The following is a 26,323-nucleotide window of genomic DNA, read 5'->3' on the forward strand; positions in this document are numbered from 1 at the left end:
CTATGCAGAGGCGCCGACACGCCGCCCCGTTAGGGTGTAGCCGTGACGAGGATCATCGCGGGGCGCGCCGGCTCGCTCGCCCTGGCCGTGCCCGACGCCGGTACCCGGCCGACGAGCGACCGCGTGCGCGAGTCGCTGTTCGGCGCGCTGGAGTCGCAGGGTCTCGTGCAGGATGCCGCCGTCCTCGACCTGTTCGCCGGGTCCGGCGCGCTCGGGCTCGAGGCCGTCAGCCGGGGTGCCGCCTCGGCCGACCTCATCGAGAAGGCGCCCCGCGCGGCCGCGGTCGCGGAGCGCAACGCGCGCGCGATCGCGAAGGCGGCGCCGGGCGCGGCCGTGCGCGTGCACCGCACCGCCGCCGATGCGTTCCTGCGTGCCGCGACGTCGACCTTCGACCTCGTCTTCGTCGACCCGCCGTACGACCTCGACGAGGGCACGCTCACCACGACGCTCGGCCTGCTGGTTGCGCGGCTGGGCGACACGGCGACCGTCGTGATCGAACGCGCCACGCGCTCCGGCGCGCCGACGCTGCCCGCGGGGCTCGCGCTGGGCCGCAGCAAGAAGTACGGCGACACGACCCTGTGGTGGGCGGTCGCCCCTTGACTCAGCCGCGGCCGGCGTCCCAGTCGCGGTGCGGATCCCAGCCCAGCTGACCGGTCGCCGGCGCGCCGGCGATGGTCACGGATGCGCCGCCGTGGAGCCCGCGCGGCACCACCCGCCCGATCTCCCGGAACCCCTCCGGCAGCGCCGCCGCCGGAGGGAAGCACGCCAGCAGCGCGTGATCCTCGCCCCCGCGCAGCGCGCAGTCACCACCGCGCAGCGCGTCATCGTCGAGCCCCGGCCGCAGGTCGATCGTGACGCCGGACGCGTCGGCCATGCGGGTGGCGTCCAGCAGCAGACCGTCCGAGACGTCCATGAGCGCGGTGGCGCCGGAGACCGCGGCGACCGGGCCGAGCGCGATCGGGGGCCGCGGACGCAGCTGCGCCGCCAGATCGGCGCGCTCGGTGTCGCTGAGGATGCCGGCATCCACCGCGACGGGGTGGCCCTGCGCATCGCGGAACCGGTCGAACAGCACCGCCAGCCCTCGCGCGGCGGCGCCGAGCTGTCCCGCCACCGCGACGATGTCGCCCGCACGCGCCCCGGAGCGCAGCACCGCAGCGCCGTCGAGCACCCCCACGGCGGTCACCGCGAGGGTGAGGGTGTCGGATGCCGTGAGGTCGCCGCCCTCCACCGCGCACCCCGGCGCGAGGTCTTCGCACGCGGCGCGCAGCCCCGCGGCGAGGTCTTCGACGAACGCGATCGCGGTGTCGTCGGGCAGCGCCAGCGCGACGAACAGCGCCGTCGGGCGCGCGCCCATCGCCGCGATGTCGGCGAGGTTCACCGCGGCGGCCTTGAAGCCGAGGTCGAATCCGCTCGACCAGGCCAGCCGGAAGTCGGGGCCGTGCACGAGCGTGTCGGTGGAGACGACCACGCGGCCACCAGGCGCGGCGAGCACCGCGGCGTCGTCGCCGGGGCCGACCTCGGCCCGCGACGATCCGCCCAGCGCCGCGAAGACGCGGGCGAGCACCGCGCGCTCACCGGCCTCGCCCACCGTCGTCCCGTCCGGCATGTCCATCCCTCCACGGTAGCCTGGACGGGTGTCTCGCCCGCGCTCGCCTCGCCTTGCGGCGGTGGCGCTGCTCCCGGTCGGGCTGCTGGGGATCGCGGGCTGCAGTCAGGCGGTGGCGATGACCCCGGCATCCGGCTCCAACGACCCGGCCTGCGCCGAGGTGATGGTGCGACTGCCCGCCACGCTCGACGGGCAGGACCGCCGCTGGACCGACGCACAGGCCACCGCCGCCTGGGGTGCGCCCGCGACGGTCCTGATGACGTGCGGCCTGGATGCGCCCGGGCCGTCCGACCTGCCCTGCGACACGGCGGGCGGCGTGGACTGGCTGATCGACGACACCGATGCGCCGAACTACCGCGTGACGACGTTCGGGCGCACCCCCGCCGTGCAGGTGTACCTGAATGCCGACGAGGTCAGCAGCCGTACGGTGCTCGACGCGCTCGGCGTCGCGGTGCAGCAGCTGCCCGAGGATGGGCACTCCTGCAGCGAACGGCCGACGTCGTGAGCCCTACCGGACCGCGGCCAGGTCGATCAGCTCGGTGATGAGCTCGCGATAGCTCATGCCCGACGCGATCCAGCACTTCGGGAACATCGAGACCGGGGTGAAGCCGGGCATGGTGTTGACCTCGTTCACGAAGAACTCCGTGCCGGTGTAGAAGAAGTCCACGCGGGCCAGCCCCTCACCGCCGACCGCCTCGAACGCCCGGGCGGCGATGCGCTGCAGCTCGGCCAGTTCTCCCGGCGCGAGCTCGGCCGGGCAGACGAGCTCGACCCCCGGGGCGTCGAGGTACTTCGCGTCGAAGTCGTAGAAGTCGCGGCCGGTGATGACGATCTCGCCGGCGACGCTCACGCGCGGCGCGCCGCCGCCCCGGGCGGCCAGCACGCCGCACTCGACCTCGCGGCCGGTGACCGCCTGTTCGACGAGCACCGTGGCATCCTCGGCGAATGCCGCCGCCAGCGCGTCGTCGAGCTCGTCCCACTCCGACACCTTCGACACGCCGACGCTCGAGCCCGCCCGCGCGGGCTTGACGAACACGGGCAGTCCGAGCGCCCGGATGCGGCGCTGCCACAGCTCCCGGTCGCGCTGGAGAGCCGCGGAGGTGACGGCGACCCACGGCACCACCGGCACGCCCGCCGACCGCAGGATGCTCTTGGTCGTGTGTTTGTCCATGCCGATCGCCGACATCAGCAGGCCGGCGCCGACGTACGGCAGGTCGAACAGCTCCAGGAAGCCCTGGATCGTGCCGTCTTCGCCGAACCGGCCGTGCAGGATCGGGAAGACGACGTCGACCTCGCCGAGCGAGCGTACGCCCTCGGCATCCCGGACGAACAGCTCGCGCGAGCGCACCGAGTCGGGCCAGACGATGCGCGTGCCGTTGTCGACCACCTCCGGCAGGTGCTCGGGGTTCAGCGCGAACTTTCCGGGATCGTCGTCTTCGAGCACGAACGCGCCGTCGCGCGTGATCCCGATGGGGATGACGTCGAACCGCTCGCGGTCAATCGCCGCCAGCACGCCCCCGGCCGTTGCGGAACTGATCGAATGTTCGCTGGAGCGACCGCCGAAGAGCACCGCCACTGCCGCCTTGTCCATTCTGGGTCCTTTCGCCCGTGGGCTTGTCGTCATCGGTGGTGAGGTGTGGAGCGATGTCGCGCGGATTCATCGTGCCGTCGAGAACCATCTTGACCTGCTCGACGATGGGCATCTGCACCGCCGACTCGCGCGCGAGCTGCAGCACGGGGGCGACCGAGGCGAGACCCTCCGCCGTCTGGTTCATCTGCTTGACGACGTCCTGGAAGCTGTAACCCTGCCCGAGCAGGCGCCCCGCGGTGTTGTTGCGGCTGAGCGGCGACTGACAAGTCGCGATCAGGTCGCCGAGGCCGGCGAGCCCCTGCAGCGTCTCGGGGTGCGCGCCCTGGGCGACGGCGAAGTCGGTCATCTCGACGAGCCCGCGCGTGATGATGGATGCCTTCGTGTTCTCGCCGTAGCCGACACCGTCGACGATGCCGATCGCGACCGCGATGAGGTTCTTCAGCACCCCGCCGAACTCGGTGCCGATGACGTCGGTGTTGACGAACGTGCGGAAGTAGGCGTTGCGCGCGCGCAGAGCCACGGCCTCGGCGGTCTCGCGGCTCGTCGAGGAGATGACGGCGGCGGTGGGCTGCTCGCGCGCGATCTCCAGCGCCAGGTTGGGGCCGGAGGCCACCGCGATGCGGGCGGGGTCGCAGTGTAGCTCCTGCTCGATGACCTGGCTCATCCGCAGTCCGGTGCGCCGTTCGACGCCCTTCATGAGCGAGACGACGGGGGCGTCGCTGTGCGCGATGAGCGGCCGCACCGCCTTGAGGTTCTGCCGCAGCGCCTGGCTGGAGATCGCGAGGTAGACCTGGGATGCCCCCTCCAGCGCTTCCGAGAGGTGCGCCGTCGCCGACATGTTGCGCGGCAGGTTGATGCCCGGCAGGTACTCGCTGTTGCGGTGCCCGCCGTGGATCTCCTGCGCCAGCTCGGCCCGCCGCGCCCACATGACGACGTGGGCGCCACCGTCGGCGAGGACCTTGCCGAAGGTCGTGCCCCAACTGCCGGCCCCGATGACGGCGACCCGCGGCCTGGCGGACTCGGATCTACGACTCAAGGCGACCCGTCTCCTTCTGGTCGTGCTCCGCGGGGTTCCAGCGCTGTGCCGGCGGCGCCTCGCCGCGCAGCCGCCCGAGCAGGCCCGCGATCTCGGCCATGACGAGATCCGTCGCGGCCGCGTGCTGTGCGCTGCCCTTGTAGTCGGACAGGTCGATCGCGGGACCCAGCAGAACGCGCACGTGCCGCCGCGGCGGCCAGATGCGCAGCTTGCCGTACCGCGGCATGATCTCCTGCACGCCCCAGGAGGCGGCCGGGATGACGGGCAGGCGGCCGATCAGCGCGAGCCGCACGGCGCCGGTCTTTCCACGCATCGGCCACAGGTCGGGTTCGCGCGTGAGCGATCCCTCGGGGTAGACGATGACCCCGCGCCCGTGCTCGACGAGCTGCTTGGCCTGGGCGATCGTCTCGCGTGCGGCGGCGGCCGTGCTGGCCCGGGCCACCGGCACCATCCCCGTCGCGCGCAGCGCCGCACCGAGCACCGGCACCCGGAACAGGCTCTCCTTGGCCATGAAGCGCGGCGCACGACCCAGCCGCCAGGTCGCGACCGCGAAGATCAGCGGATCGAACTCGCTGTAGTGGTTGGGAGCGAGCACGTACGCGCCCTCTTCGGGCAGGTGCTCGGCGCCTTCGATCTCGATCTTCGCGAACCAGCCCACGAGCGGCACGACAATGCCGGCCAGCGGCCAGAAGACGCTCGGCGTGCGCTTTTCGGCCGACGCGCGTCGGCGCGAGAGGACGGTCACAGGCGCCGCCTCAGCCGACCACGTCGAAGTCGGCGCCCAGCGCGGTGAGCTTGTCGAGGAACTTCTCGTAGCCGCGGCGGATGATCCCGATGTTGCGCACCGTCGAGACGCCGTCGGCGGCGAGCGCCGCGATGACGTAGCTGTATCCCCCGCGCAGGTCGGGCACGACCACGTCGGCGCCGTGCAGGGGCGTCGGCCCCGTGATCACGGCGGCCTGCTCCAGCGCGCGCCGCGGCACCCGACGGTCGGGGCTCGCGAAGCCCTCCGGGTGCACGACGATGTCGGCCCCCATCTTGTTCAGCGCCCCGGTGAAGCCGAGCCGGTTCTCGTACACCGTCTCGTGGACCGTCGAGGTGCCCTCGGCCTGGGTCAGCGCCACGATGAGCGGCTGCTGCCAGTCGGTCATGAACCCGGGGTGCACGTCGGTCTCCACGACGACCGGCTTGAGCGCGCCGCCGCGACGGAACCGGATGCCGTCCTCGGCGATGTCGAAGTCGCCGCCCGCCTTGCGGAAGACGTTGAGGAACGTCAGCATCTCCGGCTGCTTCGCGCCGGCGACGAAGATGTCGCCGTCGGTCGCGAGCGCCGCGCACGCCCACGAGGCGGCCTCGTTGCGATCGAAGATGCAGCGGTGGTCGTAGCCGCGCAGTCGGTCGACGCCCTCGATGAAGATGACGCGGTTCGGCTCGTACGAGATGATCGCGCCCATCTTCTGCAGGACGGCGATGAGATCCATGATCTCCGGCTCGATCGCGGCGTTGCGCAGCTCGGTCGTGCCTTTCGCGCGCACGGCGGTCAGCAGCACCTGCTCGGTCGCGCCGACGCTCGGATACGGCAGGGCGATGTCGGCGCCGCGCAGACCGTCGGGGGCCGACAGGCGGATGCCGCTGGGCAGCTTCTCCACGATCGCGCCGAACGCGCGCAACGCGTCGAGGTGGAAGTCGATCGGCCGGTCGCCGATGCGGCATCCGCCGAGGTCGGGGATGAACGCCTGACCGAGCAGGTGCAGCAGCGGGCCGCAGAAGAGGATCGGGATGCGGGATGCGCCCGCGTGCGCGTCGATCTCCTCGATGTGGGCCGACACGGCATCGCGCGGGTCGAGCCGTAGCGTCCCCTCGCCGTCGTCGGTCACGGTGACCCCGTGCACCTCCAGGAGCGAGCGCACGACCTGCGCGTCGCTGATGTCGGGCACATCGCGCAGGACGCTCTCGGTCTCGCCGAGCAGCGCCGCCACCATCGCCTTGGTCGCGAGGTTCTTCGCCCCCTTCACCTCCACCCGTCCGGCGAGCGGCCGGCCCCCGCGGATGCGGAGGACGTCGCCGGCATCGCCGGCGGGAACCGCTGTCGCGGCGCTGAGGAGGGTGTTCATCGATCGAACCTCACTTCGTGTCGAGGACGGCTGGCGTGGCCCTGGTGGGGCGCTGCTATCGGACGGGGATCGTCCGTGGCCGCCACGCCTCTCGGCGCGCCTCGAACTCTGCGATCGCGTCTTCGTTCCGCAGCGTCAGCCCGATGTCGTCGAGCCCTTCGAGGAGCCGCCACCTAGTGTAATCATCGATGTCGAATGCGACGGTCAGCTCCCCGATCGCGGCCGTGCGCGCGGCGAGGTCGACCGTCATGGCGATGCCGGGGTTCGCGTCGATCACGGCCCAGATCGCCTCGATGTCGTCTTCGGACACGACGCCGGTGACGAGGCCCTGCTTCCCCGAGTTCCCGCGGAAGATGTCGCCGAACCGCGGGCTCAGCACCACCTTGAAGCCGTAGTCGCGCAGCGCCCAGACGGCGTGCTCACGGCTCGATCCGGTGCCGAAGTCGGGACCGGTGACGAGGATGGATGCCGCGCTGAACGCGGGCTGGTTCAGCACGAACTCGGGGTCTTGACGCCAACTGGCGAACAGGGCGTCGTCGAAGCCGGTCTTGGTGACGCGCTTGAGGTAGACGGCGGGGATGATCTGGTCGGTGTCGACGGCCGAGCGCTTCAGCGCCGCGACGATGCCGGTGTGGGTCGTGAACTTCTCCATGTCAGGCCTCCGCTCCGACCAACGCATCCAGATCGCTCGGGCTCGCGAGGCGCCCCAGCACCGCGGTGGCGGCGGCCACCAGCGGCGACACGAGGTGCGTGCGCCCGCCCTTGCCCTGCCGGCCCTCGAAGTTGCGGTTGCTCGTCGAGGCGCAGCGCTCCCCCGGCGCCAACTGGTCGGGGTTCATCCCCAGGCACATCGAGCATCCGGCGAAGCGCCACTCGGCGCCGAAGTCGGTGAACACCTTGTCGAGCCCCTCGGCCTCGGCCTCCAGCCGCACGCGGGCGGAACCCGGAACGACCATCACGCGGACGTGGTCGGCCTTCTTGCGCCCCTCGATCACCGACGCGAAGGCGCGCAGATCCTCGATGCGGCTGTTGGTGCACGAGCCCATGAAGACGGCATCCACCGTCACGTCCTTCAGCGGCGTGCCCGCCTGCAGGTCCATGTACTGCAGCGCCCGCTCGGCGGCGGCACGCTCGGTCGGGTCGGCGAAGGACGCCGGGTCGGGCACGACGTCGTTCAGCGACACGCCCTGACCGGGGTTGGTGCCCCACGTGACGAACGGCTCCAGCTCGTTCGCGTCGAGGAAGACCTCGGCGTCGTACACGGCGCCCTCGTCGGAGGGCAGCGTGCGCCAGTAGGCGACGGCGTCGTCCCAGTCGGCGCCCTGCGGGGCGTGCGGCTTGTCCTTGACGTAGGCGAAGGTGGTCTCGTCGGGCGCGACCATGCCCGCGCGGGCGCCGGCCTCGATCGACATGTTGCACATCGTCATCCGGCCCTCCATCGACAGCGACCGGATGGCGCTGCCGCGGTACTCCAGGACGTAGCCCTGGCCGCCGTTGGCGCCGATCTTCGCGATGATCGCGAGGATGATGTCCTTCGCCGTGACACCGGGCTTCAGCTCGCCCTCGACCGTGATGCCCATCGTCTTGAAGGGCTTCAGCGGCAGCGTCTGGGTCGCCAGGACATGCTCCACCTCGCTCGTGCCGATGCCGAGGGCCATCGCGCCGAAGGCGCCGTGCGTGGAGGTGTGCGAGTCGCCGCAGACGACGGTCACGCCCGGCATCGTCAGGCCCAGCTGCGGACCCACGACGTGGACGATCCCCTGCTCCTTGTCGCCGAGCGAGTGCAGGCGCACGCCGAACTCGGCGGCGTTGCGGCGCAGCGTCTCGATCTGCGTGCGGCTGGTCAGGTCGGCGATCGGCTTGTCGATGTCGAGCGTCGGCGTGTTGTGGTCTTCCGTCGCGATCGTCAGATCGAGGCGCCGCACCGGGCGACCCTCGGCGCGCAGTCCGTCGAACGCCTGCGGGCTCGTGACCTCGTGCACGAGGTGCAGGTCGATGTAGATCAGGTCGGGCTGGCCGTCTTCGCCCTTGACGACGAGGTGGTCGTCCCAGACCTTCTCGGCCAGGGTGCGCGGGCGGTCGGGAATCGTGGTGCTGCTCATGCTGTCTCGTTCTCCAGAAGTAGGGATCAAGCCCGCGACGGACTCCGCGACGAGAGGGGGCTCAGAACGAGGTCTCGCCGCGGCCGCTAAGGAGAAGTCGAGCGATCCGCACCGACCCAGACTATCACCGCGCGGTGCGGGTCAGCCGCGCTGCCGGTCGCGGGCGGATGCGACGAGACTGGCGGTGGTGGCCACGATCATCGACAGGATGATGACGGCGAGGGAGGTCCAGGTGGAGATGTCGGGCGCCCATTCGATGTGCCGACCGCCGTTGATGAAGGGGAGTTCGTTCTCGTGCATGGCGTGGGCGATGAGCTTGATGCCGATGAACGCGAGGATGAACGCGATCCCGTAGTGCAGGTACTTCAACCGGTCCAGGAGGCCGCCGAGGAGGAAGTACAGCTGCCGCAGGCCCATCAGGGCGAACAGGTTCGCGGTGAACACGATGAACGGCGACTGGGTGATCCCGAAGATCGCGGGGATCGAGTCGAGCGCGAACAACAGGTCGGTCACACCGATCGCGGCGAACACGATGATCATCGGGGTGAACATGCGCTTGCCGTCCACGACGGTGCGGATCTTCGCCTCGTCGTAGTGGTCGCTGATGTCGATCGTGCGGCGCAGGAGCCGCACGATGAACGCCTCCTGCTTCACGTCGTCGTCGTGCCCGCCGCCGGGGAACGCCTGCTTCCAGGCGGTGTAGATGAGGAACGCGCCGAACAGGTAGAACACCCAGGAGAACTGCTCGATGATCGCGGCCCCGGCCAGGATGAACACCCCCCGCAGCACCAGGGCGATGATGATCCCGACCATCAGCACTTCCTGCTGATACCGGCGCGGCACCGCGAACTGCCCCATGATCAGGACGAACACGAACAGGTTGTCGATCGACAGGCTGTACTCGGTGAGCCACCCCGCCACGAACTGCCCCGCGTACTCGCCGCCCGCGAGCCACCACAGCAACCCGGCGAAGATCAGTGCGAGCGTGACGTAGAACACGACCCACAGCGTCGACTCCCGCGCCGACGGGATATGCGGACGCTTCAGAATCAACAGCAGATCGGCGACCAGGATCAGCACCAGTACGACCAGCGAACCGATCTCGAACGCGACGGGGAGGTCCATAGCGGGCCTTTCAGAGGGGTGACGGAATCGTCGAAAGTCTCTCCCCCGCTGACGCGGCGTGCGCCCGGTGCCCCGACGACGGGGCACGTGATGACGGACGCACGAGGCCGGGATACTCCCTCTCGCTCGCACCAGGATACATCGGAGACGCCGGGGCGAGGCGCCCCGGCCGGAGGAGGTCGCGCCCCCGGCGACCACCTGTCGCCGATAGCGCGGCGACCGTGAGAGGTCCGATCAGGGGCCGGAGATGTGGGCGGCGGTCAACTCGTCCACGGGCTGGTCGGGTGCCGGCGCGGCGAGCGGTTCGACCGCCCCCTCGCGTCGAGAGCCCGCCCACAGGATCACGCTGCAGATCCAGATCGCGACCAGCACGAGCCCCTGGTAGCCGACGATGCCGTCGGCGAGTTGAGCGATCGGGTTGGCCCGGCCGAGCCGGTCGAGCATCCAGCCGATCGCCGCGATCGCGGTCGCACTCGCGCCGGCGACGCGCAGGATCGCGTAACGACGACTGCGGGAGGCGAGCACGAGGGCGGGGAGCACGACGGCGACGACGGCGAGCTGCATGGCCTCGATGCCGAGGTTGAAGCCGAGCAGGCTGAGGATCAGCTGCCCGGTGTCCAGGTGCAGCTCGGCGAGGGTGAAGGAGAACGCGGTGCCGTGGACGAGCCCGAACACCCCGGCGACGAGAGCCTCGCGGCCGGGGAAGATCGGCTTCAGGGCGTGCACGGCGCCGACGAGGATGCTGACCGCGATCAACGCCTCGACGGGTGCGGCGGGAATGTCCAACCGCGCCAGCGACGCAATCGCGAGGGTCGCGGAGTGGCCGATGGTGAAGGCGATCGTGATGCCGAGGATGCGCCTGAGAGCCTGCCGGGCCGGCGCCGGGCCGGCCCAGCGTCGCCGGTTCACCAGAAGCGGGGCCGGCAGCAACAGCACGAGCAGGAACAGCAGGTGGTCGGTGCCCTCGAGGATGTGGGAGGCGCCCAGACCGAACATCGCGGTGAACCCGGCCCAGGCACTGCCGGCGCCGAGGTCCACCTCCAGCGGGGCGATCGTGTCGGTGGCCGAATCGACGCGAATGACACCCACCTCGGTGGTCTGCGCACTGTCGACACCGAGGTTCCCGCCGGCCCAGTCGCTGTCGACGACGACGAGAATGCGGTGGGTGATGACCTGGTGGATGATCGCGTCGTCGTCGAGGGTGAAGGTCCGCGTCGATTCGCCATCCGGTGGGGTGAACACGGCCCGTGCGACGAGCTCCCGATAGACGCCGGTGTCGGTCTGCTCCGCCTCGGATGCCGCGACGCCGGTGATCTCGGTCACCCACGCGGCACCATCCGGGGAGGTGACTCCGAGATGTCCGGCGAGGTAGGCGGCCACCGCATCCGCCTCGGTCGCGGTGAGCACGCTGTCGCCGCCGAGCGGATCGGAGCCCATCGCCAGGGTCAGGTCATCGAGCGGCAGTTCGATGCTCGCCGTGACCTGCGTGTCGGCGACAGTCAGGGCGACCACCGAATGCGGCATCGGGTGCGCCGATGCCGGGGCGGCGACCGCGAGCACGCCCGCCGCAGCGAGCAGGCCGGCGGCCGCCACCTTCGCCCAGGTTCTCACAGCCGGGCTCCTCCGCTCAGAACGACAACTCACCGCCGTAGTCGCGAGTGTGGTCACGGTAGACGGTGTGGTAGTGGATCTGGTTGGCATAGACCACGCCGTTCTGGCAGACGAACTCGATCCACACGCTCGGCCCGTCGATGCGGATGTAGTCGCCCTGCGCGGTCAGGTCGGTGGACCCGGAGTAGGAGATGTAGGTCTGGTCCAGCTCCGACGCGTACACGGCCAGCAGGTCTTCGGCGCTCTGGTCGTCGACGATCGACACCCACGGGGTCATGGCGGCGAGCACGAGCTGCTGCTGGGCATCCGACAGCGAGGAGACCGCGATGCCGGACTTCGTCTCGGGGAATGCGCCGTCCTGATCGGGGCCCATCAGCACGTCGGTGAACGACTCAGACAGCTTCGCCTGTGCCAGCTCGTCGGCCGACAGGCTCGTGATCATGGCCTGCATGCCGTCTCTCATGATGTCCAGGGGCGCATACGCCGTCCCGTCGTCGGCGGTCCACGACGTCGGCTCCACCCCGATGAAGAACGGCGAACCGCCCGCCACGGCACCCTCCGAGTAGGTCACGTTCACCGCGAGGTGATGCCCGCCGAACTGCAGCATCCACGTTCCATCGGTGCTCGGCTGCCCGAGGAAGGCGAGGAAGTACGTGCCGCTGGAGTAGTTGCCGCCGCCACCGCCGCCACCGCCACCGCCGCCGCCGCCGCTGCTGGCGCTTCCGAGCACGTCGTCGGCGAGGAGGATCTGCATCGCCTGGTCGTAACCGACCCCGGTCGACGTGTTCAGCGCGGCCTGCAGCACGGCCTTCGCCGCGGTCAGCTGCGCATCGCTGAGGGTGCTGAACTCGATGCCGTTGCGGCAGTCCGATCCGCAGGGCAGATTCGACCACGCCGCCGCGTTGTCGGCCGTCAAGTCGAGCACGACCTCCGAGACCTGGCTGGAATCCAGGGTTGCGAGGAAGGCGTCTGCGGCCGCCACCACGTCCGCGACCGCGGTGGAGTCCGCAGCGGCGGTCTCGGTCGGCGTCACCGTGGCGCTCTGCGACGTCGCCGAGGCGTCGGGGGCCGAGGAGGCGCACCCCGCCAGCGCCAGCAGCAGCGCCGCACCGACAGCAATCGTGGCCGCGCGGGAGCGGGAGAATGCACTCGTCTTCACGATGTCACCTTCTTCTCATCAGTTTCAGAATCGGCATCCAGCTTCGCATCCCATCGGAGCTTCATCAAACGCAATGACACCGCTATGAAGCCGCACTGCGACTGCTGTGGCCGCTGCCGGGCAGAGGCCGGTGAGACCCGCTCTGGGCGTCGAGACCCGGCACAGACCGGGTCAGGTTCTCCCGCTCCAGCTGAGACGCCTGGACGGTGGCCGACACTGTATGAGTGAGAGACGATGGGACGACCATGAGCGAATCGGGCACACGCACGGATGCCGAACTCGTCGCCGCCGCCGCGGGCGGCAGCGAGTTCGCGTTCCGAGAGTTGTACCGTGCCTACGCGCGGCCGGTGTTCTGGCTCGCGCACGGCCTCGTCGGAACCCGCGCGGATGCCGAGGATGTCCTGCAGGAGACGTTCCTGGCCGCGTGGCGGAAGCTGCCGGGCCTAGAGCTCGCCGGCGAGTCACTGCTGCCGTGGCTCGCGACGATCTGCCGGTTCCAGTGCGCCAACCGCATCCGCCGTCAGCAGCGCGATCGTGCGCACCTGACGGCCGCGGCCGACGACCTGCTGCCGGACACGGTCGACGTGGAGCGCCAGGTCATCGAGGCGAAGCTCGTGGAACGCATCCTGCGGGAGGTGGGCAGACTCGGGGAGCTGGATCAGCAGATCTTCCGGCTGTGCGCCGCCGAGGGATACGCCTACCAGGCGGCCGCCGACGAGCTCGGCGTGTCGCACGGCGTCGTTCGCAACCGTCTCTCCCGCATCCGCACCCAGCTGCGGGGCACGATCGAACCGGAGGGGACATGAACACCGACGACCTCACGCTTCCCGAACTCGGCGATGACCGCGTCGACGAGATCGAGACCGCGCTGTTCGCCGAGATCGCGCGCGAGCGCGCCGACGAACGACGCCACGCCGAGCGCACCCGCGTGCGTGCCGTCCGGCGCGGACGGATCTGGATGGGCGGTGCGGCCGCAGCCGCCGTCGTCGCCGTCGCGGCGGTGATCGGGCCGCAGGTGCTGACCGGCACCGGCGCATCGTCCACCGCGGATTCGGCGGTGCTGCAGTCCGGCACCGCCGAGCTGATGGGCGGCGGGCCTGGTCCTCGACGGCATCGCCGGGGTGGCGGCATCCGGTAGCGCGGGCCGCGAAGGTCTCGGCAGCGTCTCCGAGAGCACTGCCTCCGAGGGCACCACGGGCCGCGACATCGTCGCGAGCGCCTCGGCGAGTGTCGAGGTGCACGACGTGGAGGCCGCGATCGACGAGCTCACCCAGGCGGCGACCGCCGCGGGCGGTTACGTCGAGTCGATGAACACCGGCGGCTACACGCCGATCGACGTCCCCGGCGACACCGCGGGGGTGTCGTCCGACGTCGGCCGTTCGGTCCCCTCCCCCACGACCGCGTGGATCACCGTCCGCATTCCGGCCGACCGGCTCACCGACACCGTCGACGGGCTCCGCGACCTCGGCGTCGTGACCTCGTCCGACCTCAGCCAGTACGACGTCACGACGCAGACCGTCGACCTCCGCGCCCGCGTCGCCGCGCTGCAGACCTCGGTGACCCGACTGACCGAGCTGCTGTCCCAGAGCGCTTCGACGGCCGACCTCATCGCCGCCGAGTCCGCGCTGTCGGAGCGTCAGGCCGAGCTCGACTCACTGCAGCAGCAGCTCACCTCGCTGGAGGGCCAGGTCGCGATGTCGAGCCTGTCGGTGTCGCTCACCGAGCCGACGCCCGCCGTGAAGGCCGACCCCGCCGGCTTCGGCGACGGCCTGGCCGCCGGCTGGAACGGCCTGGTCGCGACGCTCAACGGCATCGTGATCGGCCTCGGCTTCCTGCTCCCCTGGCTGGTCATGCTCGCGATCGCGGGGCTCGTCGTGGGGGGCGTCGTGCGGGCGGTCAGGGCGCGCCGCAGCCGGCGCACGCCTGTCGAGCCTCCGTCGGAGTAGGTCGCACCCGCGCCGCGCGGCGTCGGGGTCTTCCCGTCGGTGACGTTCACGATGACCGCCCCGGACCGCTCCGCCGCGGCAGCTGACCGCGCACGTACACCGCACGAACGGATGCCGCCAGCAGCGCTTCCGGATCGGCCGTGAGCGGATCGGTGTCGAGCACGACGAAATTGGCCTCCAACCCGGAGGCGATCCGCCCCCGCAGCGCCTCGAAGCCGCCGGCGTACGCACCGCCCTGGGTGACGGCGATGAGCGCGTCCTCGGGGGTGAAGGCCCGCTCGGGGTGATACGCATCCAGGGCGGGATCGAGCACGGACTTTCCGGTGAGGGCGATGTACAGGTTCGGCAACGGCTGATGCGGTGCCGTGGGCGCGTCGGTGCTCAGCGCATACGCTACACCGTGCGCGCGCAGCCACTGCCAGGGGAAGCCGCGCTCCTGGCGCTCGTCGGCCAGCACCGCCTTCCAGTTCGACAGCACCGCCGGATCGCAGTGCACCGGCTGCATCGATGCGACGACCCCTCCTCGTGCCATGCGAGCGATGGTGTCCTCGGTGACCGACTCGAGGTGTTCCACACGGTGTCTGCGAGCGCGCTCGCCGTTGCGACGGATGCAGTATTCGAGCACGTCGAGCGCGATCTCGCTGGTGCGGTCGCCGATCGCGTGCATCGCGATCTGCAGACCGGCCGCGTCGGCGGCCGCCGCGACCGGGCACGCGGCCTCATAACTCCAGATGGGGTCGCAATTGCTGCCGTCGGCGTAGGGGGCGCGCATCGCCGCGGTGCACGCGTCGATGACTCCGTCCATGATGAACTTCATGCCCACCACGCGCAGCCACTCGTCGTCGCCGCTGGCGGCGAGCTCGTCGCGCAGCCGCACCGTCGCGGCCACGAGGGCGAGGTCGGTGTCGGTGTCGCCGCTGGGCTCGATCAGCATGTGCCCCGTCACGGGGAAGGGCAGGCGTCCGTCGCGGGCGATCATGCCTCGCATGGCGGCGACCTCGGCCGCGGTGAGTGCCATGTCGGTCACGGTGGTGACGCCGTCGGCCAGGTAGCCGGCGAAGGCCCGCTCCAGCCGGACGACGAGCTCGTCGGGGGTCGTCTGAGCGGCCAGGAACCCCCAGACGTACTGCGTGCACGCCGTCTCGTAGAGCATGCCGGTCGCCCGGCCCTCGGCATCCCGCGCGATCTCGCCGCCGATCGGATCGGGCGTGTCGGCGCAGATCCCCATCTCCGCGAGCGCGGCCTGGTTCACCCAGCACGAGTGCAGGTCGTTGGCATCCAGGTACACCGGGAGGTCCGAGACGACCGCGTCGATCATCTCCGCGGTGGGGCGGGCCTCGCCGACGGCGTCGAAGAGCCAGCCGACGCCCAGAATGCGCTTCGCCGCCGGCGCAGCCGCGCGCGCGTCGCGCAGCCGCTCCTGGATCTGCGCGAGTGAACGGCAATCGCGCAGCGCCACCTTGCCGAGCGCTTCTCCGAACATGGCCAGGTGCGCATGGGAGTCGACGATGCCCGGGAGCACGAACGCCCCGTCCAGACGCGTCTCGTCGATGTCCCGGATGCCGCGGCGATCCAGCTCGGCGCGGACCTCGGCATCCGTTCCCACCGCGACGAACACTCCGTCAGCCACCGCGAAGGCCTCCGCGGCGAGACGGTCGCGGTCCGCCGTGAACACGGCGGCGTCGGTGTACAGCTGCGCGGTCATCTCGGCACTTCTCACTCCGCCCTCGCGGCGGGCTTGTCGAAGGGGGTCGCGTCGGCGATCGCATCGATCGCCTCGGTGGCCGGGCCCTCACTGAAGTCGAGGGTCGGCACGGGGCGCTGGAAGAAGCGCGTCTTGGCGAGCAGGATCGCCAGCCCGATCAGCAGCCACACGCCCCCGACCAGCCAGGTCAGGGGCTGGAGCGACGTCCACAGCCAGATCGTGAGCGCCAGCCCGATCAGCGGAACGAGCCCGTAGCGCACGATCGGCCACACGCCGCTCGGACGCTGCCCGTCCTTCGGGAACAGGTACACCTTGATGACCGACAGGTTGACCATCGAGAACGCGCCCAGCGCGCCGAAGCTGATCATGAAGGCCGCCTGGTCGAGCGAGAGGAACATGCTCGACAACGCGAAGATCGACACGGTCACCGCTGCGACGACCGGGGTCCCGTACCGTGCCCAGATGAAGGCGAACGGTTTCGGCAGGATGCCGTCGCGCCCCATCGCGTAGATGATGCGCGAGACCGCGACTTGGCCGGCCAGGCCCGAGCCGAAGCATCCGATCACGACCATCACGAGGAACGCGGTGACCAGAGCCTGACCGCCGACGTGCTCGGCGAGCACCACACCGGGCGCGTTGAGCAGGTCGTCCGAGGCCGTGCTCCAGTCTTCGAGGGAGAAGGCGCGGGCGCCGAGCCACGAGATCACGATGAAGACCCCGCCGCCGATGAGGGTCGTCAGCGTGATGGCGCGCGGAATGTTCTTTCGCGGATCCTTGGCTTCTTCGGAGAGGGTCGACACGGCGTCGAAGCCGAGGAACGACAGGGCGAGCACCGCGGCGCCGGTGAGCACCGGGCTGAAGCCGCCCGCCCCGGGGATGAAGGGCTCGAGGAGTCCCGGCGCGTTCGGGTCGGCGATCGCGGTCTTGATCGCGAGGAACGCGAACACCACGATCACCCCCACGGTCACGGCGATGATCGTGATGTTGACTCGGTTGACGAGCGTGATGCCGAGCACGTTGAACAGCAGCACCGCCAGCAGGCAGGCGAGCATGAAGATCCAGGTGGGCACCGACGGGAACTGCGTGCCCATGTACAGTCCCAGGATCATGAAGTTGATCATCGGGATGAACAGGTAGTCGAGCATCAGGATCCAGCCGGTCAGGAACCCGGCGGCGCCCCCGAAGGACTGCTGCGTGTAGGTGTAGGCGGAGCCTGCGACCGGAAACTTCCGCACCATCGCGCCATAGCTGCTCGCCGTGAACAGCATGACGATCAGTGCCACGACGTACGAGAGCACGAGGTGGCCGTCGGTGAGCTGATTGACGATGCCGTAGGTGGTGAACACCGTCGCCACGGCCATGTACGACAGGCCGAACACGATCAGGGGGACAAGTCCCAACGACCGGCGGAGGTGAGCTGGCCTTGTCTCGGTCATGAGAACTCCTTTGTCATCTGTTGCCCGGATGCGTCACAGACTACGCCCGGCCGATTTCGCGCGTGTGAACGACCGGCCTCGGTGTCCGGTGACGGGTTCGACCCGACCTCCGCGTCGACGCCGGAACCGCGGCGCGGTTCCCCGCAAGGATGCAGGATCGGGCGTGAAAGTTCCGGCGTCTGGGCCGGGTCCAGGCCACTTCTGTCACAGTCGGTCCTGCATCCTTGCGCGGCGAGCGGGCCTCGACATCCGCTCACGCCGTCGAAACTTCAGCAGTGCGTCAGGATTCGGCCGCGCGCGGATGCGGGAGCGTGAGCGTGGCGACGAGGCCGCCCAGGGCTCGCGGCGCGAGCTCGAGGCTGCCGCCGAGGGCGCGGGCGATCGTGTCGGCGAGGGTCAGGCCGAGCCCGGTGCCCGAACCGGCAAGGCGGGTCCGCTCGCCGCGGTGGAACGGTTCGGTCAGCCGGGCGACCTCGTCCCCGGTCAGCTCACGGCCGTCGTTCTCGATGCGCAGCCGCACGGCGTCGTCGCTCGCCGTCGTGATGCGGATGCGCCCGTGGTCGAGGTTGTGGCGGATCGCGTTCTCGACGAGGTTGCCGACGGCGATCCTCACCAGCTCGGCATCGGTCACGACCAGGACGGATGCGTCCGGCGCATCCACGGTCACCCCGCGGGATGCCGTCTCGCTCGCGCGCTCGTCCAGCGACGCCCGCACGAGCTCCGAGAGATCGACCGGCAGAGCCGCTACCTCTGCGGATGCCTGGGTGCTGCGAGCGAGCGTGAGCAGCGCTGCGATGATCCGTTCACTGCGCTCGTTCGCCTCCAGCGCCCCTCGCACCGCGGGTGTCAGTTCGGCGGGCACCCGACCCTGGGCCAGCGGGATCTCCAGCAGGGTTCGGGTGGTCGTCAGCGGCGTGCGCAGTTCATGGGACGCACCGGCGATGAAGCGGTCCTGCCGCTCGAACGCGTCGTCCAGCCGGTCGAGCATGCCGTCGATGGTGTCGCCGAGCTCTGTGAGCTCATCACGCGGGCCGGGCAGGTCGAGGCGGCGATGCAGGCCCTCGCGGGTGATCTCCCGCGCGGTCGCGGTGATCCGGGCAATGCGCTCAAGCGATCGCCGAGACAGCCACCAGGCCGCGAGCACGGCGACGCCGGCGAAGGCGACGAGGATGACGATCGACCAGGTGAGCAGGCCGGAGAGCACTTCCTCGGAGAGCTGGGTGGTCTGTGCGATGGCGACCGAGCCGATCTCGCCGCCGCCGATGACGATCTCCCCGCCGTCTCCCGTCTCGATCGAGCATTCGGCCGCTGTGGTGTCGTTCGTCAGGCAGCCGGCGGTGATGGTGCTGATGCCCTGGGCGAAGAGCTGCTGCACGAGGAGGTACTGCACCCCGAGCAGAACGACGCCGCCGAAGATGAACACCCCGGCGATGAGCGCGGCGAGCCTCGCCCGGAACCCCCACCGCCTGCGCCCGGTCATGATGCGGCTCCGATGCGATAGCCGTGACCGGGTGCGGTCTCGATCGGGTCGGGGTGGCCGAGCTTGCGCCGCAGCGTGTGGACGGCGGCTTTGACGACGGCCCGCGCGCGCTCGTCAGCGTGTGCCCAGACCTCGTCGAGCAGTTCGTCCGTACTGACCCAGCCGCCCCGGGCGGCCAGCAACGATTCGAGCACGCCGTACTCCTTCGGGGTCAGCCGGAGCGGGCGTCCGTCGCGCTCTGCCGTGCGGCGCACCGTGTCGATGCGCACGTTCGCGGCTTCGAGGACCGTCCCCGCAGCGCCACCGGCCCGCCGTCCGAGGGCGCGCAGCCGTGCGAGCAGTTCGACATAGGCGAAGGGCTTGGGCAGGTAGTCGTCGGCGCCGAGGTCGAGCCCGGCCACACGGTCGTCCAGCGTGCCGGCGGCGGTGAGCATCAGGATGCGCACCGGATGCCTCTGCTCACGCAGCATCCGGCACACCGCGTCCCCGGACAGTTGGGGCAGGTCACGGTCCAGGATCATCAGCTCCGCGTCGATGGTCGCAAGCCTGGTCAGGGCAGCGGCGCCGTCGTAGGCGACATCGACCGTGTAGCCCTCGCGCCGGAGCCCGTCCGCGAGCCCGTCGGCAAGGGCCCGTTCGTCTTCGACCAGCAGTATCCGCATCCCGAATCGCCTCCTTCCCTGATTCCAGCATGACCGTCTCAGGTCAAATCCAGGTCAAGTCGACCATGACCTCGACTGAACCGGCCGAGCGGCACAGTGTCCCCATGCCGAGCAGACATCGAGCCCCGGCACAAGGAGGGAACCCCATGTCGACCACTCCACGCACGGTCATCGCCACAGCAGCCGTGCTCGCGCTTGGCCTCGCCGGTTGCACCACATCGCCAGATGGCGGCGGGTCGAGCGGTAGCGATGTCGCGGCGTTCGTCGCCTGTCTGAAGGCCGGCGGGCTGGAGGCGCAGGTCGGCGAGCAAGGGCATGCCCTGGTCCGTCAGGCCTGGCTACAGCTCCAGGGGACGCCGGGCGAAGTGCAGCAGCAGGAGTTCCAGATTGACTCCAGCGGCGCCGGCGCGAACGCACTGTGGTCCATGGTCGACGACGCGGGCGTTTTCTGGGTGGCTGCCGAGCACGCCGCCTACTTCGCCGACGATCCCGACACCGAGGACGCCTACGCGGCCTGCGAGGCCACGCACCCCGACTTCACCCAGCCCGCCTACAGCCCGCAGGACGACCCCGAACTCCACGCACAGCTCGCCGAGCAGCAGGAGGACGGCATCGCCTTCGCCCGCTGCGCACGCGACGCCGGCTTCGCCTGGGTCGCCGATCCAGAGCCCAACAGCGGCGGCGCGATCGTGCTGCCGCTGGACCTGACCGAAGACGAGTTCCGGGCGCTGCTGACCGCCTGCGGGAAGGACGAGCTCAGCGGCATCGGCTGGAGCGTCGACACCCCGACCGGCGAGCTCGATGCCTTCGACTGGTTCGGCGTCCTGGACGAATACACCCAGACCACCACCGACTGAGCTGCACAACGAAAGGACAACAACCATGAACATCACAAGGAGCCGGATCGGACTCGCCATCGCCGCTGCCGCGAGCTTGACGCTCGCCCTGGCCGGCTGCACCGCGGACCGGGAGGAAGAGCAGGGCGTGCAGACCACCGCATCCCAATTCGTCGCGTGCCTGACCGCCGCGGGCGTCGAGGCCAAGATCGGCGAGACCGGGCACGTCCTGGTCAAGACCGGCACCAGCGACGACAGCATCTCCTCAGACAGCAGCGGCTCCGGCGAGGGTCCCTGCTGACCTGGGGCGACTCGGACGGGAGCATCTGGAATGCCGCGGCCTCGTCGGCGTACTTCGCGGACGACCCGGACACGCAGGATGCCTACGCGGCGTGCGAGCAGGAGTACCCCGACTTCACCCAGCCCGAGTACGACCCGCAGGACGATCCCGCCGTGCAGGAGTACATGGCGCAGCAGGCCGAGGACGGCCTGACCTTCGCCCGGTGCGCCCGCGACGCCGGCTTCGCGTGGGTCGCCGACCCGGCCGGAGAAGCAGGGACGACGGCCGGGATCGCCCTGCCCGCAGACCTCACGGAGGAGGAGTTCCGGGCGCTGCTGGAGGCGTGCTTCGATCCGACCCTGAACCTGGCCTGGCTGATCGAGGGCGAGCTGGGCTTCGACTTCAGCGCGGTTCTTGCGGAGTTCAGCGACGGCGCTGTCTCGGGCAGCAGCTCGGTGAGCGTCGGTGAGGGCGACGAGTGAGTCGCGGGACGAGGCACCGTCGTGCCCGCTGGCCATGGGTGGTCCTCGCCGGTGTCCTCGTCGTCGCGGTGGGGGCCGGTACATGGTGGTTCCGCCCGTGGGAACTGCTCGCCGTCCCCGAGACGGCGGTGGCCTCAGAACCGGTGACGGCCGCCGTGGAGCTGGCGACGCTGACCAGCCGGGTCCGGCTGAACGGGCAGCTCACCTACGGCGATGCCGCACCGCTTCCCGCCGCGGCCGGTACGATCACGGTGCTCCCCGCCGAGGGTGAGGTCATCGAGGCCGGGCAGCGGGTCTACGAGTCGGACGGTGCCCCCGTGGTGCTGTTTCGCGGCGCACGCCCGTTCTGGCGCGAGCTGTCGGTGGATTCCACCGACGGGGAAGACATCCGCCAGCTCCAGCAGAACCTCACCGACCTCGGCTTCTACACCGGGAATGTCGACGGCGCCTTCGGGTGGCTGACCCGGCAGGCCGTCCGCGACTGGCAGAAGAGCCTCGGGCGGGAACAGACGGGCGTGTTCTCGCCGTCGTCCGTGGTCGTCGCCGATGCCCCCGGCATCCGCATCGCCCAGGTGACCGCGCACCTCGGCGACGTGGGCACGAGCCCGGCGACCTCCACCGCGACGACGCTGCGGGCGACCGCGAAGCTCACCGCGGCGCAGGCCCGCGAGCTGGTCGCAGGCACGCCGGTGACGGTGACCCTGCCGGGCGGCACCGAGATCGACACGACCCTGGCCGCGGTGGATGCCGGCGGGCAGCCCACCGGGGACGGGGAGGCGACCACGAGCCCGTCCGCGACGATCGAGTTCGCCGACCAAGAGGCCGTCGCCGCGGCCGGGGCCGTCGCGGTGCGGGTGACCGTCGCGGACGACCAGGAGCAGCCCGCCACGCTGGTCGTGCCGGTGACCGCGCTGCTGGCGACCGCGGACGGCGGTTACGCGGTCGAGGTCTACGCCGGCGGCGAGATCGTGCGCACCCCGGTGCAGCTCGGTCTCGTCGCCGACGCGCGGGCGCAGATCATCGCCAGCGGTACCGGCGTCGACGGCGGCACCGGCCCGGTACTCGCCGAAGGCGACCTCGTGGTGCTCGCCCGATGAGCACCGGAACCCCGGTCGTGGAGGTGCGGGGCGCGGCCAAGACCTACCCGGGCCCGCCCAAGGTCACCGTGCTCCAGCCCACCAGCCTCGCGCTCGGTGTCGGAGAGCAGGTCGCGGTCGTCGGCCCGTCCGGATCGGGCAAGAGCACGCTGCTGGCGATTCTCGGCACCCTGGACGACCCGAGCGGGGGCACGGTCCTGGTCGATGGTGACGAGGTGTCCGGCATGCGCGAGCGCGACCGATCTCGGCTGCGGGCCGAGCGGATCGGATTCGTGTTCCAGCAGTTCCACCTGCTCCAGACCCTGACCGCCGCCGAAAACGTCGCCACCGGCCTGCTCTATTCGGGCGTGCGGCACGGCGAACGGCTACGCCGCGCCGCCGACGCACTGGATGCGGTCGGGCTCTCGCACCGGCTCCGGCACCGGCCGGGCGAGCTCTCCGGCGGGGAGCAGCAGCGCGTGGCGATCGCCCGCGCCCTGGTCCGTGAACCGGGCATCCTGTTCGCCGACGAGCCCACCGGGGCGCTCGACTCCGCCACCGGCGCCAGCGTCGTCGGCCTGCTGGCCGGGATCGCGGACCGCGGCACGACGGTCGTGGTCGTCACCCACGACGAGCAGATCGCCGCCCGCTTCGCCCGTCGCATCCGCATCCGCGACGGCATCGCCACTGAACACGCCGACCTCCAGGAGATCGCCCGATGAGCCGTCGCCTCAGCCTTGCCGACCTGGCCCGCACCGCCGGGCTCGGTGCCGCCTCCCGACCACAGCGCACCGTGCTCGCCGCCCTCGGCATCGCGCTCGGCATCGCCTCGCTCGTCGCCCTCACCGGTGCCGCCGCGTCCAACCGCGCGCAGCTTCTCGCCGAGCTCGACGCGATGGGCGCCGACCTCGCGATCGTCACCCCCGGCACCGGCCCCGATCAGCAGCCCGTCCCGCTGCCGGACACCGCCCCGGAGGCGATCGCCCGACAAGACGGCGTCGCCCGTGTCGGCGTGTTCGAGACCGCACCAGACGGCCTCGCGGTCTTCCGCACCGACCTCGTACCCGAGACCGAGACCAACGGGCTCGCCGTCGCCGTCGCCCGCCCCGACGTGCTCGACGCGATCGAGGCGACCCTCGCCGCCGGGCGATGGTTCGACACCGCCACGCGAAACCTGCCGGTCGCCGTGCTCGGCGCCACAGCCGCCGAACGACTCGGCATCGACCGTGCCGGAGACCGCATCCTCGTCGGCGGTGAATGGTACGGCGTGCTCGGCATCCTCGACTCCGCAGGACTCGCCACCGGCATCGACACCTCCGTGATCCTCGGCGACCAGTGGGTGCGCGAGCACTACAGCGGCGACACCATCGGCGACGCGTCCGCGATCTACGTTCGTGCCGAGCCCGGCCAGATCGACCAGGTGCGCGACCTCCTCGCCGCCGCCGCCTCGCCCGGCTCGCCCTATGTCGCCGTCACCACCCTGTCCGACCTCGCCGGAGCCCGTGCCACCACGGACGACGCGCTCACCACCCTCGGTCTCGCCCTCGGCGGCATCGCGCTCCTGGTCGGCGGCGTCGGCATCGCCAACACGATGGTCGTCGCCGTCATGGAACGCCGCGGCGAGATCGGGCTGCGCCGGTCGCTGGGCGCACGGCCCGGCCAGATCGCCGCGCAGTTCGTGACCGAGGCCGCGATCGTCTCCCTCCTCGGCGGAGTCGCCGGCCTCGCGCTCGGAGCGACCGCAGCCGCCGTGATCGCCACCGTCGCCGCCCAACCCGTCGTCATCCCGGCCGAGATCCTCGCCGCGGGTCCGCTCCTCTCCGTCGTCGTCGGCGCGATCGCCGGGCTCCAGCCCGCCGCGAAGGCCGCCCGGCTCTCCCCCACCGCCGCACTGCGCAGCGCGTGACGGCGCTCGCGGAGCGGGCCGAGCGTCTCAGGTCGTCACGACGCTGCTCACGCCATCGGCAGGATGCCGAGACCCCCCGCGGCGCCGCGGGCCACGAGCGCCCCGACGACCGCGAGGAGCCACGCGGTGTTCGCGCCGCCCGCACGCTGCATCCACCCGGCGACGCGCTGCAGCGCACGCTCCGCACTGCCGCCGGCGGCGGCGCGCACGAGCATCGCGACCAGTGCGGGGGCGATCATGACGAGGCAGTACGCCACCAGCATCCCGTACCGTGCCGCGAGCCCGATCTGCTCGTTCGCGATCAGCCCCATGCCGATGAGGTAGGGCAGCATGCCCGCGACCTCGACGACGCCCGCCGCGAGTGCCACCCCGACGATCGCCCAGGTCGGTCCCTCATCGTCGAGCGCGCGGTCGCGCCACCGCAGCACGCGCCCCTTCGCGCGGGCGGTGTCCTCGCCGCGCGCCCGCGCCCGCTTGCGCAGCCGGTCCTCACGCACGCCGGCCCACACGCCGCCGACGAGCAGGGCGACGCCGCCGAGGAGCAGCAGCACCCGCCCCGGTGTCGAGACGATGAAGGCGGATGCCGTGCCGATGACGTTCACGATGCCGAGCATGAGCAGCATCCCGACCGCGAGGTAGAACGCGCTGATCGTCGCGAGATAGAGCGTGATCCGTCGCACCCGCACGCGCCCCGGGGCGAGCAGGAGGAACAGCGGGATGAGGAATGTGCCGACGCTCAGCCCGTCGACGAGGGCGAGGGCGAGCAGTGCGAACGGGAGCGGCATGCCGGTGAGAAAGTCCATGCCGACAGCGTCCCGCGCGGGCGCAGCCTGACGCATCGGCAGGAAGGACCGTCCGGGTCTCATTCTTCGGACTGATTCTGCGCGGCTGCGCATCTGGTTGCATGGAGATCATGTCCGCGCTCCTGTCCCTGCCCGCCGAGACGGCGGCCACGCGTTGGCTCGGCATCCCCCGTCCCATCTTCGACGCGCTCGCCTATGGCGCGCTCGCCGTCGCGCTCGCCGCCGTCGGTTTCGACGGGCTGTTCGCCTTCGCCTCTCTCCTTTCTTCCCCGGTATCGGCGTGGTGGACGCTCGCAACCGCGCTGCCCGCGGCATCCCTCGCGCTGTGGAAGCACCGTGCGCCGCGGCGGGCGCTCGCCGCGGCGACGGCCGTCACGGTCATCGACGCGCTGACGGTCGGCGGTCTCATCCCTGTCGCGGTGCTCGTGGACACGTTGTACGCGGCCGTGGTGACCGCGTCGGCACCCGCGCGCTCACGCCTGCTGCGCGGCACGGCTGGTGGCGTGGCGCTGTTCGCGGCATACGCGCTGCTGCGCTCGGGCGATGTCCGCGCGGCGCTCACCGCCGCGGTGCAGGCGACGGCGATCGGCGGCGTCACGTACTGGTTCGCGACGTCGGTCGCCCAGTCGCGCCAGCTGATGGACCAGTCCGCCAAGCTCGCCGAACTGCACCGTCAGGCGGCCGCCGATGCCACGGCGCGCGCCGACCGGCGGCGTGCAGAGGCCGTGCGCGTGGAGCGGGAGCAGATGGCACGCGAACTGCACGACCTCGTCGCCGGCCACGTCTCGGCGGTCGCGATCCGCAGTGAGGCGGCGCTTGCGGCGCCGAGCGCGGCGGATTCTGCCGAGCGGCGCGCGCTGCGGGCGATCCGCGACACGAGCCTGCGCGCCCACGAGACGCTGCGCGAGATGGTCGCGGTGCTGCGCTCGGACGGTGCCCCGTCTGTTCCGGCGCGAGCGCGTGTGTCGGTCATGGTCGAGGCGGCGCAGGATTGGGGCCTCGACGTGTCACTCCACGACGGGCTCGCCGGGCTCCCGTCGGACGCGGTCGATCAGGCCGTGCGCCGCGTCGTGCAGGAGGCTCTCGCGAATGCGTCGCGCCACGCGCCGGAAGCGACGGTGCGCGTGGAGTTGGCGGAAGATGCCCGCGGCATCCGCGTCACGGTCGTGTCCATCGGAGGGCGCGACGCAACAGGCCTGTCCGGAGGAGGCTGGGGGCTGCGGCTGCTGCGCGAGCGGGTCGAGACGCTCGGCGGGGCGTTCGAGGCCGGGCCGGCGGACGGCGGATGGCATGTCGAGGCCGTTCTCCCCCGCGAAGTGGGGGCAGGGTCGTGAGCGAGGCGTGCGCGGTGCGCGTCGTGCTCGCAG

Annotated in this window: 27 protein-coding genes; 12 read left to right on the forward strand and 15 right to left on the reverse strand. The window is 71.1% G+C overall.

Annotated elements, in window-relative coordinates; genetic code table 11:
• The first annotated feature begins 42 nt into the window (after positions 1-42).
• Positions 43-600, forward strand: coding sequence for a 16S rRNA (guanine(966)-N(2))-methyltransferase RsmD (gene rsmD / locus QM720_RS13400; RefSeq protein ID WP_415127310.1), 558 nt, complete (start codon positions 43-45; stop codon positions 598-600).
• Position 601: 1 nt separating this feature from the next.
• Here rsmD and thiL read toward each other — a convergent pair whose 3' ends face one another.
• A complete protein-coding gene (gene thiL / locus QM720_RS13405) occupies positions 602-1,612 on the reverse strand; it encodes a thiamine-phosphate kinase (protein ID WP_415127312.1) in 1,011 nt (336 codons plus the stop codon).
• A 22-nt stretch (positions 1,613-1,634) separates the two neighbouring features.
• Between thiL and QM720_RS13410 the strand changes: the two genes are divergently transcribed.
• Complete coding sequence (locus tag QM720_RS13410; protein ID WP_415127314.1) at positions 1,635-2,111, forward strand: DUF3515 family protein; 477 nt, start codon at positions 1,635-1,637, stop codon at positions 2,109-2,111.
• A gap of 3 nt (positions 2,112-2,114) precedes the next feature.
• Here QM720_RS13410 and QM720_RS13415 read toward each other — a convergent pair whose 3' ends face one another.
• From QM720_RS13415 to QM720_RS13455, 9 genes are all read right to left on the reverse strand, one after another.
• Complete coding sequence (locus tag QM720_RS13415) at positions 2,115-3,197, reverse strand: D-alanine--D-alanine ligase family protein (protein ID WP_415127316.1); 1,083 nt, start codon at positions 3,195-3,197, stop codon at positions 2,115-2,117.
• Positions 3,103-4,233: an NAD(P)H-dependent glycerol-3-phosphate dehydrogenase gene (locus QM720_RS13420; RefSeq protein ID WP_415127318.1), complete on the reverse strand. Its 1,131-nt coding sequence runs from the start codon at positions 4,231-4,233 to the stop codon at positions 3,103-3,105. The genes QM720_RS13415 and QM720_RS13420 overlap by 95 nt, the downstream gene beginning before the upstream one ends.
• Positions 4,223-4,978 carry a lysophospholipid acyltransferase family protein gene (locus tag QM720_RS13425; RefSeq protein ID WP_415127320.1) on the reverse strand — a complete coding sequence of 252 codons (756 nt, stop codon included), beginning with the start codon at positions 4,976-4,978 and terminating at the stop codon, positions 4,223-4,225. The genes QM720_RS13420 and QM720_RS13425 overlap by 11 nt, the downstream gene beginning before the upstream one ends.
• Positions 4,979-4,988: 10 nt before the next feature.
• A complete protein-coding gene (gene murA, locus QM720_RS13430; RefSeq protein WP_415127322.1) occupies positions 4,989-6,347 on the reverse strand; it encodes a UDP-N-acetylglucosamine 1-carboxyvinyltransferase in 1,359 nt (452 codons plus the stop codon).
• A 55-nt stretch (positions 6,348-6,402) separates the two neighbouring features.
• Positions 6,403-6,999 carry a 3-isopropylmalate dehydratase small subunit gene (gene leuD, locus QM720_RS13435; protein ID WP_415127324.1) on the reverse strand — a complete coding sequence of 199 codons (597 nt, stop codon included), beginning with the start codon at positions 6,997-6,999 and terminating at the stop codon, positions 6,403-6,405.
• Between the two features lies 1 nt (position 7,000).
• Positions 7,001-8,449, reverse strand: coding sequence for a 3-isopropylmalate dehydratase large subunit (gene leuC, locus QM720_RS13440; protein WP_415127326.1), 1,449 nt, complete (start codon positions 8,447-8,449; stop codon positions 7,001-7,003).
• Between the two features lie 141 nt (positions 8,450-8,590).
• Positions 8,591-9,574, reverse strand: a complete 984-nt coding sequence (locus QM720_RS13445) for a TerC family protein (protein WP_415127328.1) — start codon at positions 9,572-9,574, stop codon at positions 8,591-8,593.
• Positions 9,575-9,808: 234 nt separating this feature from the next.
• Positions 9,809-11,185, reverse strand: coding sequence for a HupE/UreJ family protein (locus QM720_RS13450; protein WP_415127330.1), 1,377 nt, complete (start codon positions 11,183-11,185; stop codon positions 9,809-9,811).
• A 16-nt stretch (positions 11,186-11,201) separates the two neighbouring features.
• Positions 11,202-12,344: a DUF3500 domain-containing protein gene (locus QM720_RS13455; protein ID WP_415127332.1), complete on the reverse strand. Its 1,143-nt coding sequence runs from the start codon at positions 12,342-12,344 to the stop codon at positions 11,202-11,204.
• A gap of 245 nt (positions 12,345-12,589) precedes the next feature.
• On the opposite strand from QM720_RS13455, the gene QM720_RS13460 reads away from it, so the two are divergent.
• Genes QM720_RS13460 through QM720_RS13470 form a run of 3 tightly spaced genes read left to right on the forward strand, consistent with a single transcriptional unit; the run spans position 12,590 to position 14,290 of the window.
• Positions 12,590-13,150 (forward strand): RNA polymerase sigma factor, encoded by a 561-nt coding sequence (locus QM720_RS13460; protein WP_415127334.1) that lies wholly within the window; start codon positions 12,590-12,592, stop codon positions 13,148-13,150.
• Positions 13,147-13,482 (forward strand): hypothetical protein, encoded by a 336-nt coding sequence (locus tag QM720_RS13465; RefSeq protein ID WP_415127336.1) that lies wholly within the window; start codon positions 13,147-13,149, stop codon positions 13,480-13,482. The genes QM720_RS13460 and QM720_RS13465 overlap by 4 nt, the downstream gene beginning before the upstream one ends.
• Positions 13,466-14,290 (forward strand): DUF4349 domain-containing protein, encoded by an 825-nt coding sequence (locus QM720_RS13470; RefSeq protein ID WP_415127338.1) that lies wholly within the window; start codon positions 13,466-13,468, stop codon positions 14,288-14,290. The genes QM720_RS13465 and QM720_RS13470 overlap by 17 nt, the downstream gene beginning before the upstream one ends.
• A gap of 46 nt (positions 14,291-14,336) precedes the next feature.
• Here QM720_RS13470 and QM720_RS13475 read toward each other — a convergent pair whose 3' ends face one another.
• The 4 genes from QM720_RS13475 to QM720_RS13490 form a co-directional block, all read right to left on the reverse strand.
• Positions 14,337-15,995, reverse strand: coding sequence for an amidohydrolase (locus QM720_RS13475; protein WP_415127340.1), 1,659 nt, complete (start codon positions 15,993-15,995; stop codon positions 14,337-14,339).
• Positions 15,996-16,006: 11 nt separating this feature from the next.
• Positions 16,007-17,431, reverse strand: a complete 1,425-nt coding sequence (locus QM720_RS13480) for an APC family permease (protein ID WP_415127342.1) — start codon at positions 17,429-17,431, stop codon at positions 16,007-16,009.
• Positions 17,432-17,711: 280 nt separating this feature from the next.
• Positions 17,712-18,911: a sensor histidine kinase gene (locus QM720_RS13485; protein WP_415127344.1), complete on the reverse strand. Its 1,200-nt coding sequence runs from the start codon at positions 18,909-18,911 to the stop codon at positions 17,712-17,714.
• On the reverse strand, positions 18,908-19,573 hold the full coding sequence (locus tag QM720_RS13490; RefSeq protein WP_415127346.1) for a response regulator transcription factor: 666 nt from the start codon (positions 19,571-19,573) through the stop codon (positions 18,908-18,910). The genes QM720_RS13485 and QM720_RS13490 overlap by 4 nt, the downstream gene beginning before the upstream one ends.
• A 146-nt stretch (positions 19,574-19,719) precedes the next feature.
• Here QM720_RS13490 and QM720_RS13495 point away from each other — a divergent pair, with 146 nt between their 5' ends.
• From QM720_RS13495 to QM720_RS13520, 6 genes are all read left to right on the forward strand, one after another.
• Positions 19,720-20,430 carry a hypothetical protein gene (locus tag QM720_RS13495; protein WP_415127348.1) on the forward strand — a complete coding sequence of 237 codons (711 nt, stop codon included), beginning with the start codon at positions 19,720-19,722 and terminating at the stop codon, positions 20,428-20,430.
• A 25-nt stretch (positions 20,431-20,455) separates the two neighbouring features.
• Complete coding sequence (locus QM720_RS13500) at positions 20,456-20,710, forward strand: hypothetical protein (RefSeq protein ID WP_415127350.1); 255 nt, start codon at positions 20,456-20,458, stop codon at positions 20,708-20,710.
• 152 nt (positions 20,711-20,862) lie between these two features.
• Positions 20,863-21,171, forward strand: coding sequence for a hypothetical protein (locus tag QM720_RS13505; protein ID WP_415127352.1), 309 nt, complete (start codon positions 20,863-20,865; stop codon positions 21,169-21,171).
• Between the two features lie 38 nt (positions 21,172-21,209).
• Positions 21,210-22,268: a peptidoglycan-binding protein gene (locus QM720_RS13510; protein ID WP_415127354.1), complete on the forward strand. Its 1,059-nt coding sequence runs from the start codon at positions 21,210-21,212 to the stop codon at positions 22,266-22,268.
• Complete coding sequence (locus QM720_RS13515) at positions 22,265-22,969, forward strand: ABC transporter ATP-binding protein (RefSeq protein WP_415127356.1); 705 nt, start codon at positions 22,265-22,267, stop codon at positions 22,967-22,969. Before QM720_RS13510 ends, QM720_RS13515 begins: the two co-directional genes overlap by 4 nt.
• Complete coding sequence (locus tag QM720_RS13520) at positions 22,966-24,153, forward strand: ABC transporter permease (protein ID WP_415127358.1); 1,188 nt, start codon at positions 22,966-22,968, stop codon at positions 24,151-24,153. Before QM720_RS13515 ends, QM720_RS13520 begins: the two co-directional genes overlap by 4 nt.
• 47 nt (positions 24,154-24,200) lie before the next feature.
• Here QM720_RS13520 and QM720_RS13525 read toward each other — a convergent pair whose 3' ends face one another.
• A complete protein-coding gene (locus QM720_RS13525) occupies positions 24,201-24,956 on the reverse strand; it encodes a GAP family protein (protein ID WP_415127360.1) in 756 nt (251 codons plus the stop codon).
• Between the two features lie 110 nt (positions 24,957-25,066).
• On the opposite strand from QM720_RS13525, the gene QM720_RS13530 reads away from it, so the two are divergent.
• Positions 25,067-26,290 (forward strand): sensor histidine kinase, encoded by a 1,224-nt coding sequence (locus QM720_RS13530; RefSeq protein WP_415127362.1) that lies wholly within the window; start codon positions 25,067-25,069, stop codon positions 26,288-26,290.
• The last annotated feature ends 33 nt before the right edge of the window (positions 26,291-26,323 follow it).

This window comes from Microbacterium sp. (assembly GCF_047602155.1).
Taxonomy (GTDB): Bacteria; Actinomycetota; Actinomycetes; order Actinomycetales; family Microbacteriaceae; genus Microbacterium.